Here is a 15,295-nt window from a genome sequence, read left to right on the forward strand (position 1 = left end):
ATCACAACAAGAATTTTGGCGACTTTCAATAACGACTTCAAGACCCGTACTCTCCCGCGCGGCCGGTCGGCCCCGGATATTGCGGAAGGCTCAACTCACTCCGCGCTCTGGATTCGCGCGTCGCTATAGCCTGCGCGCTTCGCCTTCTCCAGCGCCGAGGCAGCTTGTACACGGTTGCTGAATGCCCCCAACTGTACCCGCCAAAACTTGCCTGACCGGGAAGCTTTCGCGCCCAATTGTGCTGCAACTTTTCGAGCAGATTCTTCGGATGAAAACGATGCTACCTGGACTACCAAAGCGACCTTGTCGGTAGTCTTGCCTACCGGCGCGCTTGCACTTTGCTTCTTTGGTGCCGTGATGGGGGACACTGCTACAGAAGAGCTCGTCGGAGGCTCGCCGCCAGAAGATTTTGCATTCTCGGTCGGCAATAGGCTCGCCCTTTTTTCGGCACTGCTGGTTGGTTTGGTGACCTCACGAGGAATAGATTGCCGTACTGGAGCCGACACCTCAGTTGATTTAGATTGAGTACCTGCCGGAGGAGCCGAGTTTGGCGGCAACAGCGGAGCTTGATCTGCAAGCTTGCGACGCAAAACCTTGAGCAAGCCCTCCGGTGTCTCCATACGTTCCGGAGCGCGCAACCCGCTTCGCAGCAGCGCTCTTTCCTGCTCAGGCGGATTGACGCGGCGGACACGAACCGGAGCTTTTCCGGCGGCCCTAGCCCCAAGTTGTGCAGCTGCCTCTGGCGACAGTTCGATCAACGCGTCATTCGTCCTCGGACCACGCCGTTCCAGACGAAGCAAGATCGTGCGACCGGTATCAATCGAAGTTACCTCGACATAACTCGGCAGCGGCAGCGTTTTGTGTGCACCGGTTATGCCGGTGCCGGCCCCAATAGAAGCCTCTCCCACTGCGTCGTAATTCATCTGATCGACAGGGGTCCACACCGTTCCGTCGACGGTAAATGGCTCCCCTACGACCAACGGAAAATCCGCAGCCGGACCCGTGACGGGCGCGACTGCCGGGCGCATTTCCTTCGCCGAAGCCAGCGATACTGACACCGTCAAAAGGATCAGCGCCGCACACGGCAGAGTATGGTTATCGGGCAATCTCATCTGCAAGCAATCCCACGGACATGGCGTAGTAGTTGGAGCAGTTGTACTGCAGGATGACGCGATAATTACCGGTTAACAGGTAAGCGGGTGTCCCAGGTCCATCAGGCCGAAACAGCGATGTAAGCACATTGTCTGCGATCGGAGCCTGAGCCGACACGCCGAGCGCTCGCCATTGCGAAACCGTCTTCCATTGCGAGTGCCTAGCGTGGACCCGATCACACGTCGCCGGAGACAGCTTGGTGGCGTAGGAATCAACGTCGAAGCCGTTAGGTACGCTCGCCCTAACACCCCAAGGCTGACCCGGTCGCCAACCCGCGTCTCGAAAATAATTGGCGATCGAGGCGAGCGTATCTGCAGGGCTTGAGAAAATGTTGGCGCGGCCATCCCCATCGCCGTCCACTGCAAGCCTGAGATAGACGCTCGGCAAGAACTGAGGGTAACCAAAAGCGCCCGCCCAGCTTCCTTTCAGCTGCGAGCGAGGAACTCCGCGATCGACCATTTTCATGAGAGCGATCAACTCACCTTCGAACAATTGCCTGCGACGCCCCTCCCAGGCAAGCGTTGCCAAGGATCGCGCAAGGTCGAAGTCGCCGGTGTAGCTGCCAAAATTCGTCTCATGCCCCCAGATCGCAAAAAGGATGGATGCGGGCACACCATACCGCCGTTCGATTTGCGGAGTGATAGAGGACAGCGACGCGTACCGAAACCTTCCTCGTTCAACTATCGAACTGCCAACGTGTTGCGCAATATAGGGCGCGAGCGGCGGCGGTGTGGTCTGGCGGCCGGGCTGGGCCGTATCCAGTGCGATAACCCGGTCGTTTGGCGTAAGACCGGCCAGCACGCTACTGATCGAACTTTCACTTACACCTTGGCTTCTGGCACGCGCAGCCACTTGTTGCAGGTAATCCGGAAACGTTTCCGTCTGCGCGCAGGCCTGCATGGCTGGCAAGGGAGCCATCACAAAAGCCAGCGCGATGGAGGGAAATCGTAGCGAACGCATGATCGATCTGAAAGTCATCGTGGAGGAACTTCGCATAAACCGCCTTGGTTGCAAATGGCGCCCCCTCCGTGACGGTGGACAGTTGCCGCATGCAGCGCCCTCTTGGTCGTTTGCGGTAAATCCTGAATGTCCCTCTTGCACCAGCGTCACATTTGGCTATGCGCGCTGGTGAGCGGACAGGTGGCCGAGTGGTTTAAGGCAGCGGTCTTGAAAACCGCCGTGGGTGCAAGCTCACCGTGGGTTCGAATCCCACCCTGTCCGCCAATTCCTCCCCCTCCGAAAGCATTTTTCATCCGCGCCATGCTCTCGCTAACGCCATGGTAACACCTGCTGGCTCAAGCGGTCGGAGCGCCATGGAGATTACATTGCCCGATCAACCTACCGCTGCCCCTGCCGATTCCTGCGCGCCGCGTTCGACGCGGGTGGGCGTGGAGATACGGTGCGAAATCCGTCAGGGTACGCGGCCCTGGAAGATGGCTCTGTTGGAGGATCTTTCGCCGGGCGGATTTCGGATCAGCAAGTTTTCGGATGCCCGGGCCGAGGTTCCGCTGCGCATTCGCATCCCGGGTCTGCAGCTTTTGAGCGCGCGGATCTGCTGGGTGCGTGATGGGGCGGTGGGATGTGAATTCTCCGACCCGCTGCATATCGCCGTGTTCGAGCACATCGTTCGGGCGGCCGGGTAGTTTAGTTGATGAAATACATGCGGTGGAAGATTTCTTGTAAGGAAGATCGGCCGCCGCCAGTTAATGGGTTGAAACGTCCTGCCCGACTATAGCAGGCAATCGAAAAGTAGGAAAACCGAAGCACCACGAAAAAGGGCGGACCGCATGGCCCGCCCTTTCGTATGTCTGCCAATGATACCGCGCGTCAGATGTGGATCGCGCGACCATAGGCGGCGAGCGTCGCCTCGTGCATCGTTTCCGAGATGGTGGGGTGCGGGAACACGGTGTTGATCAGTTCCGCCTCGGTCGTCTCCAAGGTCTTGCCCACGACATAGCCCTGGATCATCTCGGTCACTTCCGCGCCGATCATGTGCGCGCCAAGCAGTTCGCCGGTCTTGGCATCGAACACGGTCTTCACGAAACCTTCCGGTTCGCCCAGCGCGATGGCCTTGCCATTGCCGATGAAGGGGAACGTCCCGGCCTTGACCTCGTAGCCCTCTTCCTTGGCCTTTGCTTCGGTCAGGCCGACAGAGGCGATCTGCGGGTGGCAATACGTGCAGCCCGGAATGTTGCGACGGTCGAGCGGGTGGGGATGCACATCCTTGTTGCCCAGTTCCTTTGCAATGGATTCGGCGGTGGTGATGCCTTCGTGGCTCGCCTTATGGGCCAGCCATGGCCCCGGCGTGCAATCGCCGATCGCCCATACTCCAGCAACGCCGGTGCGGCCATAATCGTCGATCTGGATGAAGCCGCGGTCCAGCTTTGCGCCAAGCTTTTCAAGGCCAAGTTCCTCGGTGTTCGGCACGATGCCGACTGCCGAGATGACATGGCTGAATTCATGGTCGGCGACTTTGCCGTCCTTGCCCTTGATCTTCGCCTTCACGCCATTCGCATCGGCCGTGATCGCTTCGACGCCAGCGCCGGTGAGAATGGTCATGCCCTGCTTGGTAAGCGCCTTTTCAAGGAACGCTGAGACGTCCTTGTCTTCGACGGGCACGATCCGGTCGAGCATTTCGACGACGGTAACATCGACGCCCATGTCATTATAGAAGCTGGCGAATTCGATGCCGATCGCGCCCGATCCCATGACGAGCAGCTTGGTCGGCATCTCGGTCGGCGTCATGGCGTGACGATAGGTCCAGATGCGCTTGCCATCAGCCTTGGCAAACGGCAGCTCGCGTGCACGCGCACCAGTTGCGATGATGATGTTCTTGGCCGAAAGCGTCTCGCTGCCCTTTTCGCCGGTCACTTCCAGCTTGCCCGGCGCGGTAACTTTGCCGGTGCCCATGTGGACGGTGATCTTGTTCTTCTTCATCAGATGCGTGATGCCCTGATTGAGCTGCTTGGCGACGCCGCGCGAACGCTTGACGATGGCGTCAAGGTCAGCGGTGATGTTGTCTGCCGCCAACCCATAATCCTTGGCATGCTTCATGTGATGCAGCACTTCGGCTGAGCGCAGCAGCGCCTTGGTGGGGATGCAGCCCCAGTTGAGGCAAATGCCGCCGAGCAGTTCACGTTCCACGATCGCGGTCTTGAGGCCCAGCTGCGCGCAGCGGATCGCCGCAACATAGCCGCCGGGGCCGGAACCGAGCACGATGACGTCGTATGTATCTGCCACTGGATCAATTCTCCTGTTCGATAGCGCGGGGCCTGCCCGCATCGTCGATAGCGACGAAAGTGAACACCGCTTCGGTGACTTTCACTTGTTCTTCTTCATGACGGTGGCGACGCCAGGCGTCGATGGCGATGGTCATCGACGACCGACCGACCTTGCGCAGTTCGCCGTAGACCGAAACCTCGTCACCCACCTTGACCGGACTGTGAAACTGCATGCCGTCCATGGCGATGGTCACGGCGCGGCCATGGGAATGGCGCGCGGCGATCAGCCCCGCGCCCATGTCCATCAGGCTCATCAACCAGCCTCCGAAGATGTCGCCATAGGCGTTGGCATCGGCAGGCATGGCAGTGGTGCGGATGACAGGCTCGCGATACCCTTCACTCATCTCAGTCCGCCTCGACCAGGGCGGCCAGCGGCTGAGGACGATCATCAGCGCCGAGAGCCACGAACGTGAACGTGCCTGTGGCGACTTCCACCTGATCCTCGCTCGCCCGCGCGCGACCGAAGCCGCGCGTGGAGACGGTCATCGACGTGCGCCCTACCCGTGCCACGCGGGCATAGACATTGAGTTCGTCCCCAACGACCATGACGCCGGGAAAGGTGAAATCAGTCGCGCCAACGACAACCGCCTTGAACCCGGTGCGCCGCGTGACCAGCGAGGCGGCGCCCAGAGCAAGCTGGCTCATCAGCCAACCGCCGAACACGCCGCCGTAGGGATTGAGGTCGGTTGGCATCGCGGTAACCCGGATGACGAGATCGCCGGCCTCTGCCTCCACGTCAGGCAACCATGCCCAGCGGATTTTCGACGTATTCGCGGAAGGCGGCCATCAGGCGTGCGCCATCGGCGCCATCGACGGCACGGTGATCGAAACTGCCTGTTGCGGTCATGATCGTGGCTACTCCCAGCTCGCCGTCTGGCATGACCCAGGGACGTTTGTCGCCTGCACCAATTGCCAGTATGGTGGCCTGCGGGGGATTGATGACTGCGGTGAACTGTTTGATCCCCATCATGCCCATGTTGGAGATGGAAGCCGTGCCGCCCTGGTATTCCTCTGGCTTCAGCTTGCCGTCCTTGGCCCGCGCCCCCAAATCCTTGGTGGCCTTGGCAATGGCAGACAGCGACTTCGCATTGGCGTCCTGAACGATCGGCGTGATCAATCCACCGGGGATGGAAACGGCAACCGAAATGTCGGCCCGCGAATACTTGATCAGTTCGTTGCCGGCGAATGTGACGTTGCATTCCGGCACTTCGATCAGGGCTAGACCCAGCGCCTTGATCAGCATGTCGTTGACCGACACCTTCACACCCTGCTTTTCCAGCGCGGTGTTGATGTCGGCACGCAGGGCCATCAGCTTGTCGAGGCGCACGTCAACGGTGAGGTAGATGTGCGGCGCTTCCTGCATCGACTGCGTCAGGCGGCGCGCGATCGTTTTGCGCATGCCGGACAGCTTTTCGACCGTATGCGGGATGCGCGCATCAAGCAGCGCCCGCGTTTCGTCAGCCATGTCGACTGTCGCTGCCTGGTCCGATGCAGAGGCAGATGCTGCAGGGGCGCCAGATGCTGCGGGAGCTTTGGCGGCAGCTCCGGACTGCGCGGCTTCGACATCGGACTTCACGATCCGGCCGTTCGGGCCCGAACCTGTCAGGCCTTCAAGATCGACGCCCTTGGCGCTGGCGATCCGCTTGGCAAGCGGCGAAGCGACAACCCGGCTGTCGGTTGAATCAGCCGACTTCGCAGCAGCCTGCGGCTTGGCAGGCTTGGCGTCATCCTTCGATGCCTTGGCCTTGGGCGCTTCCTTCTTGGCCGCGTCGTCCTTGGCCGCGTCGTCTTTGGCAGGTTCGGCCTTTGCCGGCGCTTCCTTGGCATCATCGGATTTGGCGGGAACTTCGATTGCCGAGGCATCCTCGCCCTCTTCAGCCAGAATGGCGATCACGGTGCCGACCTTCACGCCTTCGGTCCCTTCGGCGACGGTGATCTTGCCGATCACACCTTCGTCGACGGCCTCGAACTCCATGGTGGCTTTGTCAGTCTCGATCTCGGCCATGATATCGCCGGAAGAGACCGTGTCTCCTTCCTTGACCAGCCACTTGGCGAGCTTGCCTTCTTCCATGGTGGGAGACAGGGCGGGCATCTTGATCTCGATGGGCATGGAAGCGATTTCGTCCCTTGTTTTCCTGGGGGAGATATGGGTCGGCTTCTCCTTGGACAAGTTGTCGCGGACGCACAAGCGGGATAGCGTCCCTTTTTTCGCAACAGTGGTGGCTTGCACAGCACTTCGAACGGCCCGATAAGCGAGATGAGGGGAACATCGATGCGTATTTATCTGGTCATCGTCGACGATAGCGAGGAAGCGCTGGTGGCGCTGCAGTTTGCTGCGCGCCGTGCCGCAAAGACCGGCGGCACGCTGCATCTGCTGGCGTTGGTGCCGCCGCAGCCGTTCAACGCCTTCGCCGGGGTTCAGGCCACGATCGAGGAGGAAGCCCGCGCCCGCGCCGAAACGCTGGTGACGGCAGCGGCCGGAAACCTTTTGTCGCAAGGTTTGAAGATGCCGGTCATCTCCGTTCACGTCGGAGAAGACATCAAGATCGTTCGCAAATACCTGGAGGAGCACCCGGAGGTTTCGGCGCTCGTCCTCGGTGCGGCGCGCGAAGGCGGACCGGGGCCGATGGTGGCGCACTTCACCGGGGCGGGCATGGCGCACATGACCTGCCCGGTATTCGTGGTGCCCGGCGGGCTGGATTCGGAAGCGATCGAACGCCTGAGCTAAACCGAAGGCGTTATTTGCGCCCGCGCCCCTGATGGCGGATATTGCCGGGGCGGCCGCGCTTGCCGACAAGGTGCTTACCCTTCTTGGCGAAAGCGACTTGCGGGCGGCCGCGCGGTTCGATCCGGCCGCCGCCTTCTTCCAGTTCGAACTTCAGCGCGCCCGTCAGCGGGTTCGCCTCGGCCAAGCGCAGGCGGACGATCTGGCCCATGGCGTACGTGGTGCGGCTTTGCTCTCCCACCAGCACTTGCGCCTTTTCATCATAGCCGAACCGTTCGTCGCCCAGCGTCGAGACCGGCACCAGCCCATCGCCGCCAAGGCTGAGGATGGTGGCGAAGAAGCCGAACTTCTGGACCCCGGTAATGCGGCAGTCGAACACTTCGCCCACCCGGCTCGCGAGCCAGGCGGCAACGTAGCGGTCGATCGTCTCGCGCTCGGCCTCCATGGCGCGGCGTTCGGCCTTGCTGATCGCGTCGCTGATGCGACCAAGGTCCGCCCGGTCGCGTTCGGCAAGTCCTGAAGTCGGCGGCAGATCGCCCTGCGGCTTGGGCTGCTCGAGTCCATAGGCGTCCACCAGCGCGCGATGAACCATCAAATCAGCGTAGCGGCGGATTGGCGAGGTAAAGTGCGCGTACGACCCCAGCGCGAGACCAAAGTGCCCCGCATTGCTCGGGCCATAGTAGGCCTGTGTCTGGCTGCGCAGCACGGCTTCCATAATGAGCGCCTTCTCGGCCTCGTCCGCGATGTCCTTCAGCATGCGGTTGAACAGGCCGGGCGTGATGACCTGCCCCAACGCCAGCTTCTTGTCGAACGTTGCCAGGTATTCCTTGAGCGCGATGAGCTTTTCCCGGCTCGGCGTCTCGTGGATGCGGTAGACGACCGGCGCAACTTTCGCCTCCAGCGCCTTGGCCGCCGCGACGTTCGCCGCAATCATGAAATCCTCGACCACCCGGTGCGCGTCGAGCCGCTCACGCAGCGCGATCTCGGTGATACGGCCCTTTTCGTCCAGCTTTACCCGGCGTTCGGGCAACTCAAGCTCTAGCGGATCGCGAGCCTTGCGCGCGGCGGCGAGTGCCTTCCAGCAATCCCACAGATGGCGAAGATGCTCGGGAGCCCGGTCCTCGTCCACACGCGCCTGCGCTTCTTCGTAAGCGATGACCTCGTCTATCCGCACCAGCGCGCGCGTAAATCGCCATTCGGTCACGCGCCCTTCTGCGTCGATCTTCATATGACACGCCATCGCGGCGCGGTCCTCGCCCGAGCGCAGGGAACATACGTCCGCGCTCAGGACTTCCGGCAGCATAGGCACGACGCGATCGGGGAAGTAGACGGAGTTGCCACGCTTGCGAGCTTCCCGGTCGATCTCCCCGCCCGGCCGGACGTAAAATGATACATCGGCGATAGCGACAAGGGCGTCGAACCCGCCCTGCCCGTCCGGCTTGGCCCAGATCGCATCGTCATGATCGCGCGCATCCGAAGGGTCGATCGCCACGATCGGCAAATGGCGCAGGTCTTCGCGCTGCTCGTGACTCAGCGGCAGTTTCGCCGCCAGATGCGCCTCGTCCACGGTTTCCTGGGCAAACGCGTTGGGAATGCCGTGCTTGTGGATCGCGATCAGGCTGAACGCCTTGGGCGCCAGCGGTTCGCCCAGCACCTGCACCACTTTCACGGACGGGCGTGCGGACTTGCCGATGGGCTCCCCCAGCACGAGTTCACCGGTCTTCGCTCCGCCAAGGTCGGCAATCGGAGACGAATGCCGCACTCGCTTGTCGATCGGCGCGAGCCATGGCTTTCCGGCGATATCCACTTCAACCACGCCAAGCACTTGCTCCGCGCGCAGTTCCAGCTTTTTCATCGGATAGGCGCGCCACCCGCGCTCGCTCTCCTCGGTACGGGCCAGCACGCGGTCACCCTTGCGCAAGGCCGAGCCGGGAGCGCGCTTCATACCGCGCTGCTCGATCAGACGGATGCGCGGCGGCGGGCTGGCATCGTCCGGCTGCCAGGTGTCTGGCACAGCAACCGGCTCGCCTTCGTCGATGTCGATCACCCGCAGCACTGTCACTTTGGGCAGGCCGCCCATCTTGTGAAACGCGGTGCGCTTGCCGTCGATCAGGCCCTCCTCGGCCATGTCCTTCAGCAGCGCTTTCAACTGGATCTTTTCGTTGCCCTTAAGGCCAAACTCGCGCGTGATCTCGCGCTTGCCGACAGGCTCTGCCGAGTTCTGGATAAGGTCGAGGATCTGCTTGCGCGTGGGCAAGCCGGGAGCGGGCCGGTTCTTGGAAGGCATCGGCCTGCAATGGGGCGGATAGCGCGCGAATGCAATGCCCGCCGCTCAGCCCGGATCAGAGGTGGTCGGGTTCCGGCCCATAGCGGTTGTCGCCATCGCTCGATGGCCATGCGCCGAATACGATGACGAGGATCAACGGGATCCATGAGACCAGCCCGTTAGCCATCAGGGTCCCTTGTGCCTCTTGGATCTTCGTCACGTCGCCGCCTTGGATAACCAAGATAACCTCCACGGCCTTGTCGATCGATGCGATCTGCAGCGCCACGCCCGCCAGCTGGATCACCGCCGTCACCGCTGCGATCCACCCCGGCTTGTTGGAATCGTGGAGACGGCGGGTGAACGATGCCATGACCAGCCCGATCATGACCAGCGTGATCACCGCAGACGTCCACGCAGACGCCCGCATCATCCCTTCCATCCGGCCGTAGACGCGCTGCTGGATTTCCGTTTCGCTCGCCCCGTGCTGCGCGGCAGCGAAGAGGTCGCCCATCATCGGCCCGGTCATGGCGATCGACACCACGAACGAAATCGCGATCTGCGCGATGACGAGGAACAGGATGTAGAACCAGAATGTCGAGCGACCGTCGCGACCCTTGAAATTGGTCAGGTTCGCAAGATTATATTTGATCGCCGTGAGCATCTGGTTCCCCTTTGGTCAGTAAGACCGTGCTACGTATATCTTTTCCACTGCCGGGCGTCCCGTGAAAATGCAGGTGCCCGTCGCGGATGGGCCGTTCAGCGGCGTGTTGCGCATCGTCAGCTTGAGCGATTTCAGCTTTTGCACCACAGCGTCCAGCTCGTCGCCGGTGGGGCGCGCCCATTCCACTTCGACCCATCCGGGGTAGCGCTTGTTCTCCGCAAAGAACGCGGCAATCTCGTCGAAGCTGGACGCTGTCGCCATGTTCGCATCGCGCCGGGCCTTGGCTTCGGCGTAGAGTGAGGCCTGGATGTCCTCGATCTCCGACACCGCGCGCGTGAGGAAATCGTCCTTGCCCAGCCCCATGAAATTGGCCTTTGCGGTGTCGTTCCACAGGCGATCGCGGCGCAACATGGAAACCTGTCCGCCAGCGGCATCACGGCCGCCAATTTCCAGCACCAGTGGCACACCCTTCTTGACCCAGGCCCAACGCTTTTGCGTTGCTTTGCCCGGTCGCTTGTCCAGCAGCACGCGCACCGGCTCGCCTAGTGCCGACATCCCGGCAAGGGATTTGCGCAAGTCCTCGCAATAGGCCAGCAGCGCATCGTCCTCCGGCGTGTCGCGCAGCATCGGCAAGATCACGATCTGGTGCGGGGCGACGCGCGGCGGCACGCGCAGGCCATCGTCATCACCATGCGTCATGATCAGCCCGCCGATCATGCGGGTGGAAGTGCCCCAGCTGGTGGTGTGTGCGTATTGCTGCGCGCCTTCGCGATCCTGGAAGGTGATACCGGCAGCATGCGCGAACCCAGTGCCGAGGTAGTGCGAGGTGCCGGCCTGCAGCGCCTTGCCGTCCTGCATCATCGCTTCGATCGAATACGTCGCGACGGCGCCGGGAAAGCGTTCGTGTTCCGGTTTTTCGCCGGCGATCACCGGCATTGCCAGTTCGTTTTCCGCAAAGTCACGGTACATTTCCAGCGCGCGCAGCGTCTCTGCCATCGCATCGTCGCGGTCGGCGTGGGCCGTATGCCCTTCCTGCCAGAGGAACTCGCTGGTGCGAAGGAACATGCGGGTGCGCATTTCCCAGCGCACCACGTTAGCCCACTGGTTGACCATCAGCGGCAGGTCGCGCCAGGACTGGACCCAGCGCGCCATCGCCTGGCCGATCACAGTTTCCGACGTCGGACGCACGATCAGCGGCTCTTCCAGCTTCGCCTCCGGGTCGGGGACCAGCCCGCCCTTGCCATCGCCGATCAGGCGGTGATGGGTGACGACAGCCATTTCCTTGGCAAAGCCTTCGACGTGCTCCGCTTCCTTGGCGAAGTACGATAGCGGAATGAACAGCGGGAAGTAGCAGTTCTGCACGCCTGCGGCTTTGATCCGGTCGTCCATCAGGCGCTGGATGCGTTCCCACACGCCATAGCCCCACGGCTTGATGACCATGCAGCCGCGCACGCCGGATTCCTCAGCCATTTCGGCTTCGGAAACGACTTCCTGATACCACTGCGCGAAATCGTCCTCGCGCTTGGTGGAAAGGGCGTGGCGGATGGCAGGCGCCTGGGCTGTCTTCTGATTCATGGCGCCGCTGTTAGCCGCACTCTGCAAAAGGTTCAAACGCCTCGGTGGGTCTAGGTCGCCGCTACAGCAAATCGGTAAGGTCTTCAGGGTAGAACGGCTCGGTCAGGTCGGCCAGTTCATGGGGAGCGAACCAACGCCAGCTGCGCATCACCTCCCGCTCCAGGGCGGTATGACCTCCGGTGTCGATGCCATCAGAATCGCCGTCGGCCGGGAGGCGGATGCGAAAATAGCGCTCGTCTGCAAAGACCGGCACACCCTCTATGGTGATGAACTCCGCCATTTTCCGGGCGATCTGTGGGCCGGGATCGGCGGTAAGGCCGGTTTCCTCCAGCAATTCGCGCCGGGCTGCTTGCTCATAACTCTCACCCGGATCAACCGCGCCACCGGGCGTACACCAGAACGGCGGCCGGTCAGCCGGATCGAAGCGGAACAACAGCACCCGGCCAGCGGCATCGGTCAGGACGATCCGCGCGGCTGGGCGCGGCATTCGGGCTGTCATGGATTGGACGGCGCGGCTTACTTGCCCAGCGCGTCGAGCCGCTTCTGGATCTCGGCCATCTGGTCGCGCAAGGCGGAAAGGTCCCCCTGCTCCGGCGCAGCGGCTGGCGACGTCTTGGTCTCCGGCTTTTCAGCGCCCGGCATGAAGGCGGACGATGCAGCACGGAACATCGCCATGTTCTGTTCGGCGAGCTTTGCCAGCGGATTGTTGCCGAGGCTGTCTTCGAACGCCTTGGCAAGCTTGCTCTGGTTGGCGCGGAAGTTTTCCATCGACGCTTCGAGGTAATGCGGAATCAGCGACTGCATCGAATTACCGTACATGCTGATCAGTTCGCGCAGGAAGTTCACAGGCAGCATCTGCTCCCCGCTCGATTCTTCCTCCATAATGATCTGGGTCAGGATCGTATGCGTGATGTCCGTGCCCGTCTTGGCATCGAGGACTTTGTAATTCACGCCTTCGCGCGTCATCTTCGAGAGATGGTCAAGCGTGATGTAACTGGAAGATTGCGTGTTATAGAGCCGCCGGTTGGCGTACTTCTTGATGATGACGGTGTTGTCATCCTTCGGCGCCGTATCAGCCATGTTCCAGTCCCCAGTCCTTGTGGACTATAGCTTAACATCCCGCATTGTCGCGATGCAACACAATTTGCTGCGCAGCAATAGACGGAAATGTCGTGGACCAAAAGTCGTACGGTTTATGTGACCGGCAAACGACGATCTTTACTCACTTGGAAGAGACCGGAACGCCTTTGCCGCAGCGCGCCATGGCAACAGCACAGCGCCATGTCGCGCGGGGTACTCTTTCGCGGCGGATATGGTATCTAGCCCAGGCCAGTCCGGCATCGCCGCGTCGCCTGCCAGCCATGCCGCGATGGCCGCTTCAGCCTCCGCCATGTCGTTCGCATTGCGCCCGGCCGCAGCACCGGCGAAAATGGCAGCGGACGCTTGCCCGATCGCGCAGGCGTGGCTGCGCAAACCAACGCGTTCGATCACCCCGTCCGCTCCAAGCGCCAGACCCAGCACGATACTGCTACCGCAGCTCTTGGATCGCCCGTCTCCCCGAAGCGTCAGGTCGTCCGTCAAGGGATAGCGGGCCAGTTCGATGGCAAGCCCAAGCACATCAGGCGTATAGAGGATCGTGGCCGACATGGCGGGGTCAGCGATTACCGCGCGCGGCTTCTGCTGTACGCGCTTCCTGCCTGCGTTCGGCGATAACCTGCACCAGCGCCTCGCTACTGGCGTTGACGAACGGATACGTGCGCGCCTGCCTGATCCAGTCAGGCCGACCGCCCACGCCCCAGATCGTGTCGTATCCAAGCACCAGCACCGAGAACGCCAGCACGATGATGATCACGCCCTTCACCGCGCCGAAGCCGAAACCCAGCACCCGATCGATTGGTCCAAGCACCGACGCGCGGCTTTTGCTGCCTGCCCATCCGGCCACCAGCTTCACCAGCACGAACGGCACGCCAAGGCAAAGGGCGAAGGCAAGCACAGCCGCCCCCGATGCAGATCCGATGTGCGGTTCCAGCCATGCCGTCGCTGGCGTGTGCAGCATGCGGATTGCAAAGATGGCGAAAACCCACGCCGTCAGTGCCAGGATTTCCTGCACGAACCCACGAATGAAGCCGGTAATGGCGCCCAGTCCGACGATAAGCAGGACGGCGATGTCGAAGCCTGTCATATGCTGCCTGATCTAGGCATCGGACAGGATGCGGTCAACGAGGTTGGGCAGCATAGTCAATCCGGTGAAACGCAGGCCCTTCTCCGGCGGCGGACCATTGGACGGGCCAAATGCCGCATTGAAACCCAGCTTCGCGGATTCGCGCTGCCGGATAGAGCCGTGCGCCACCGGACGAATCTCGCCCGCAAGCGAGACTTCGCCGAACCACACCGCATCGGTCGACAGCGGCTTGTCCCCCAGGGCCGACACCAGCGCCGCCGCCACAGCAAGGTCGGCGGCGGGATCGCTTAGCCGATAGCCACCCGCGATGTTGAGATAGACTTCGCATGCCGAGAAATTCAGCCCGCATCGTGCCTCCAGCACAGCCAGCAGCATCGCCATTCGACCGTTATCCCAGCCCACAACCGCGCGGCGCGGCGTGGCTCCGCTCTGCAATCGCACGATTAGCGCCTGTATCTCTACCAGAACCGGCCGCGTGCCCTCCATCGCCGGAAACACCGCGCTGCCCGCCATCGGCTCGTCCCGCCCGGAAAGGAACAGCATGGACGGGTTGCCGACTTCCGCCAGACCATCCCCGTCCATCGCGAAAACGCCGATTTCATCGACCGGGCCGAAGCGGTTCTTCAGGCTGCGAAGAATGCGATACTGGTGGCTGCGCTCCCCTTCGAAGCTCATCACCACGTCAACCATATGCTCCAGCACGCGCGGACCGGCGATCGTGCCATCCTTGGTCACATGGCCGACAAGCACCATGGTGACGCCGTTTTCCTTGGCGTAACGGATCAATTCGAAAGCACAGCCGCGAACCTGGCTGACGGTTCCGGGCGCTCCTTCGATCTGGTCCGAGTGCATGGTCTGGATCGAATCGATCACTAGCAGCGCTGGCGGCTCCATCATCCCCAACGTCGTCAGAATATCGCGCACCGACGTTGCCGCCGCTAATTGGATCGGCGCATTCGACAACCCAAGCCGCTCCGCCCGTAGGCGCACCTGCCCCGCCGCTTCTTCACCACTCACATAGACGGACAAGCCGCCCGACCGGGCGATATGCGCGGAAACCTGCAGCAGAAGCGTCGATTTTCCGATGCCAGGATCTCCGCCCATAAGAATCGCGGAACCTGGCACCAGCCCTCCCCCAAGCGCGCGGTCGAACTCGGCAATGCCGCTGGCCCGCCGCCTGGGTACTTCGCCAGGTTGATCGAGCGGCGTGAACTGGATCGGCCGCCCGCCCGTCGACAGGTCATGCTTGGCGGAGAACACCGTTTGCGGCGCATCTTCTACCAGCGTGTTCCACTCGCTGCAGTCGGGGCACTGACCCTGCCAGCGGTTGGAAACGCCGCCGCAGGCTTGACACACATATCGACGTTTGGGCTTGGCCATGCCGCTTCGGTTAACCGGAACGGAAGAGGAACGCAATTGTCATTCTTCTAACATTGCCAATGCGCTTTTGCTG

At 62.0% G+C, this 15,295-nt stretch carries 16 protein-coding genes and 1 tRNA gene; 3 read left to right on the forward strand and 14 right to left on the reverse strand.

The features are described from left to right. Positions 1-95: 95 nt before the first annotated feature. A complete protein-coding gene (locus ACZ1JM_RS07135; RefSeq protein WP_465134143.1) occupies positions 96-1,112 on the reverse strand; it encodes an SPOR domain-containing protein in 1,017 nt (338 codons plus the stop codon). Further along, positions 1,096-2,052, reverse strand: coding sequence for a lytic murein transglycosylase (locus ACZ1JM_RS07140; protein ID WP_465134144.1), 957 nt, complete (start codon positions 2,050-2,052; stop codon positions 1,096-1,098). The genes ACZ1JM_RS07135 and ACZ1JM_RS07140 overlap by 17 nt, the downstream gene beginning before the upstream one ends. A 234-nt stretch (positions 2,053-2,286) precedes the next feature. Here ACZ1JM_RS07140 and ACZ1JM_RS07145 point away from each other — a divergent pair. Continuing rightward, positions 2,287-2,376 (forward strand) — tRNA-Ser (locus tag ACZ1JM_RS07145). 101 nt (positions 2,377-2,477) lie between these two features. After that, positions 2,478-2,795: a PilZ domain-containing protein gene (locus ACZ1JM_RS07150; protein WP_465134145.1), complete on the forward strand. Its 318-nt coding sequence runs from the start codon at positions 2,478-2,480 to the stop codon at positions 2,793-2,795. 184 nt (positions 2,796-2,979) lie between these two features. On the opposite strand, the gene lpdA is transcribed toward ACZ1JM_RS07150, so the two are convergent. Genes lpdA through ACZ1JM_RS07170 form a run of 4 tightly spaced genes read right to left on the reverse strand, consistent with a single transcriptional unit; the run spans position 2,980 to position 6,543 of the window. Further along, complete coding sequence (gene lpdA, locus ACZ1JM_RS07155) at positions 2,980-4,392, reverse strand: dihydrolipoyl dehydrogenase (RefSeq protein WP_465134146.1); 1,413 nt, start codon at positions 4,390-4,392, stop codon at positions 2,980-2,982. Between the two features lie 4 nt (positions 4,393-4,396). Beyond that, a complete protein-coding gene (locus ACZ1JM_RS07160) occupies positions 4,397-4,777 on the reverse strand; it encodes an acyl-CoA thioesterase (RefSeq protein WP_465134147.1) in 381 nt (126 codons plus the stop codon). Between the two features lies 1 nt (position 4,778). Next, on the reverse strand, positions 4,779-5,168 hold the full coding sequence (locus tag ACZ1JM_RS07165) for an acyl-CoA thioesterase (protein ID WP_465134148.1): 390 nt from the start codon (positions 5,166-5,168) through the stop codon (positions 4,779-4,781). Between the two features lies 1 nt (position 5,169). After that, positions 5,170-6,543, reverse strand: a complete 1,374-nt coding sequence (locus ACZ1JM_RS07170; RefSeq protein ID WP_465134149.1) for a pyruvate dehydrogenase complex dihydrolipoamide acetyltransferase — start codon at positions 6,541-6,543, stop codon at positions 5,170-5,172. A gap of 162 nt (positions 6,544-6,705) precedes the next feature. Here ACZ1JM_RS07170 and ACZ1JM_RS07175 point away from each other — a divergent pair, with 162 nt between their 5' ends. Further along, positions 6,706-7,161, forward strand: coding sequence for a universal stress protein (locus ACZ1JM_RS07175; RefSeq protein WP_465134150.1), 456 nt, complete (start codon positions 6,706-6,708; stop codon positions 7,159-7,161). Positions 7,162-7,171: 10 nt separating this feature from the next. Here ACZ1JM_RS07175 and rnr read toward each other — a convergent pair whose 3' ends face one another. From rnr to radA, 8 genes are all read right to left on the reverse strand, one after another. Then, positions 7,172-9,445, reverse strand: a complete 2,274-nt coding sequence (gene rnr / locus ACZ1JM_RS07180) for a ribonuclease R (protein WP_465134151.1) — start codon at positions 9,443-9,445, stop codon at positions 7,172-7,174. Positions 9,446-9,500: 55 nt separating this feature from the next. Then, positions 9,501-10,085 carry a DUF805 domain-containing protein gene (locus tag ACZ1JM_RS07185; protein ID WP_465134152.1) on the reverse strand — a complete coding sequence of 195 codons (585 nt, stop codon included), beginning with the start codon at positions 10,083-10,085 and terminating at the stop codon, positions 9,501-9,503. 15 nt (positions 10,086-10,100) lie between these two features. Then, the gene (gene proS / locus ACZ1JM_RS07190) at positions 10,101-11,660 is read right to left on the reverse strand and encodes a proline--tRNA ligase (RefSeq protein WP_465134153.1); all 1,560 of its coding nucleotides are present in this window, start codon (positions 11,658-11,660) and stop codon (positions 10,101-10,103) included. Between the two features lie 61 nt (positions 11,661-11,721). Next, entirely contained in the window at positions 11,722-12,159 is a 438-nt protein-coding gene (locus tag ACZ1JM_RS07195) for an NUDIX hydrolase (RefSeq protein ID WP_465134154.1), read from the reverse strand. Between the two features lie 17 nt (positions 12,160-12,176). Beyond that, on the reverse strand, positions 12,177-12,740 hold the full coding sequence (gene phaR / locus ACZ1JM_RS07200) for a polyhydroxyalkanoate synthesis repressor PhaR (protein ID WP_465134155.1): 564 nt from the start codon (positions 12,738-12,740) through the stop codon (positions 12,177-12,179). 138 nt (positions 12,741-12,878) lie between these two features. Next, on the reverse strand, positions 12,879-13,307 hold the full coding sequence (locus ACZ1JM_RS07205; protein ID WP_465134156.1) for an iron-sulfur cluster assembly scaffold protein: 429 nt from the start codon (positions 13,305-13,307) through the stop codon (positions 12,879-12,881). Between the two features lie 7 nt (positions 13,308-13,314). Continuing rightward, complete coding sequence (locus tag ACZ1JM_RS07210) at positions 13,315-13,842, reverse strand: CvpA family protein (RefSeq protein WP_465134157.1); 528 nt, start codon at positions 13,840-13,842, stop codon at positions 13,315-13,317. Between the two features lie 12 nt (positions 13,843-13,854). Further along, positions 13,855-15,222, reverse strand: a complete 1,368-nt coding sequence (radA, locus tag ACZ1JM_RS07215; RefSeq protein ID WP_465134158.1) for a DNA repair protein RadA — start codon at positions 15,220-15,222, stop codon at positions 13,855-13,857. Between the last annotated feature and the right edge of the window lie 73 nt (positions 15,223-15,295).

The sequence above is a fragment of the Novosphingobium sp. BL-S-24 genome, from assembly GCF_055521575.1.

Bases quoted from the DNA above. Each gene is read 5' to 3' on its own strand.
- ACZ1JM_RS07210 (WP_465134157.1), bottom strand. From the start codon at position 13,842: ATGACAGGCTTCGACATCGCCGTCCTGCTTATCGTCGGACTGGGCGCC.
- radA (WP_465134158.1), bottom strand. From the start codon at position 15,222: ATGGCCAAGCCCAAACGTCGATATGTGTGTCAAGCCTGCGGCGGCGTT.
- ACZ1JM_RS07205 (WP_465134156.1), bottom strand. From the start codon at position 13,307: ATGTCGGCCACGATCCTCTATACGCCTGATGTGCTTGGGCTTGCCATC.
- ACZ1JM_RS07135 (WP_465134143.1), bottom strand. From the start codon at position 1,112: ATGAGATTGCCCGATAACCATACTCTGCCGTGTGCGGCGCTGATCCTT.
- ACZ1JM_RS07170 (WP_465134149.1), bottom strand. From the start codon at position 6,543: ATGCCCATCGAGATCAAGATGCCCGCCCTGTCTCCCACCATGGAAGAA.
- ACZ1JM_RS07140 (WP_465134144.1), bottom strand. From the start codon at position 2,052: ATGCAGGCCTGCGCGCAGACGGAAACGTTTCCGGATTACCTGCAACAA.
- ACZ1JM_RS07160 (WP_465134147.1), bottom strand. From the start codon at position 4,777: ATGAGTGAAGGGTATCGCGAGCCTGTCATCCGCACCACTGCCATGCCT.
- ACZ1JM_RS07185 (WP_465134152.1), bottom strand. From the start codon at position 10,085: ATGCTCACGGCGATCAAATATAATCTTGCGAACCTGACCAATTTCAAG.
- proS (WP_465134153.1), bottom strand. From the start codon at position 11,660: ATGAATCAGAAGACAGCCCAGGCGCCTGCCATCCGCCACGCCCTTTCC.
- ACZ1JM_RS07195 (WP_465134154.1), bottom strand. From the start codon at position 12,159: ATGACAGCCCGAATGCCGCGCCCAGCCGCGCGGATCGTCCTGACCGAT.
- phaR (WP_465134155.1), bottom strand. From the start codon at position 12,740: ATGGCTGATACGGCGCCGAAGGATGACAACACCGTCATCATCAAGAAG.
- rnr (WP_465134151.1), bottom strand. From the start codon at position 9,445: ATGCCTTCCAAGAACCGGCCCGCTCCCGGCTTGCCCACGCGCAAGCAG.
- ACZ1JM_RS07175 (WP_465134150.1), top strand. From the start codon at position 6,706: ATGCGTATTTATCTGGTCATCGTCGACGATAGCGAGGAAGCGCTGGTG.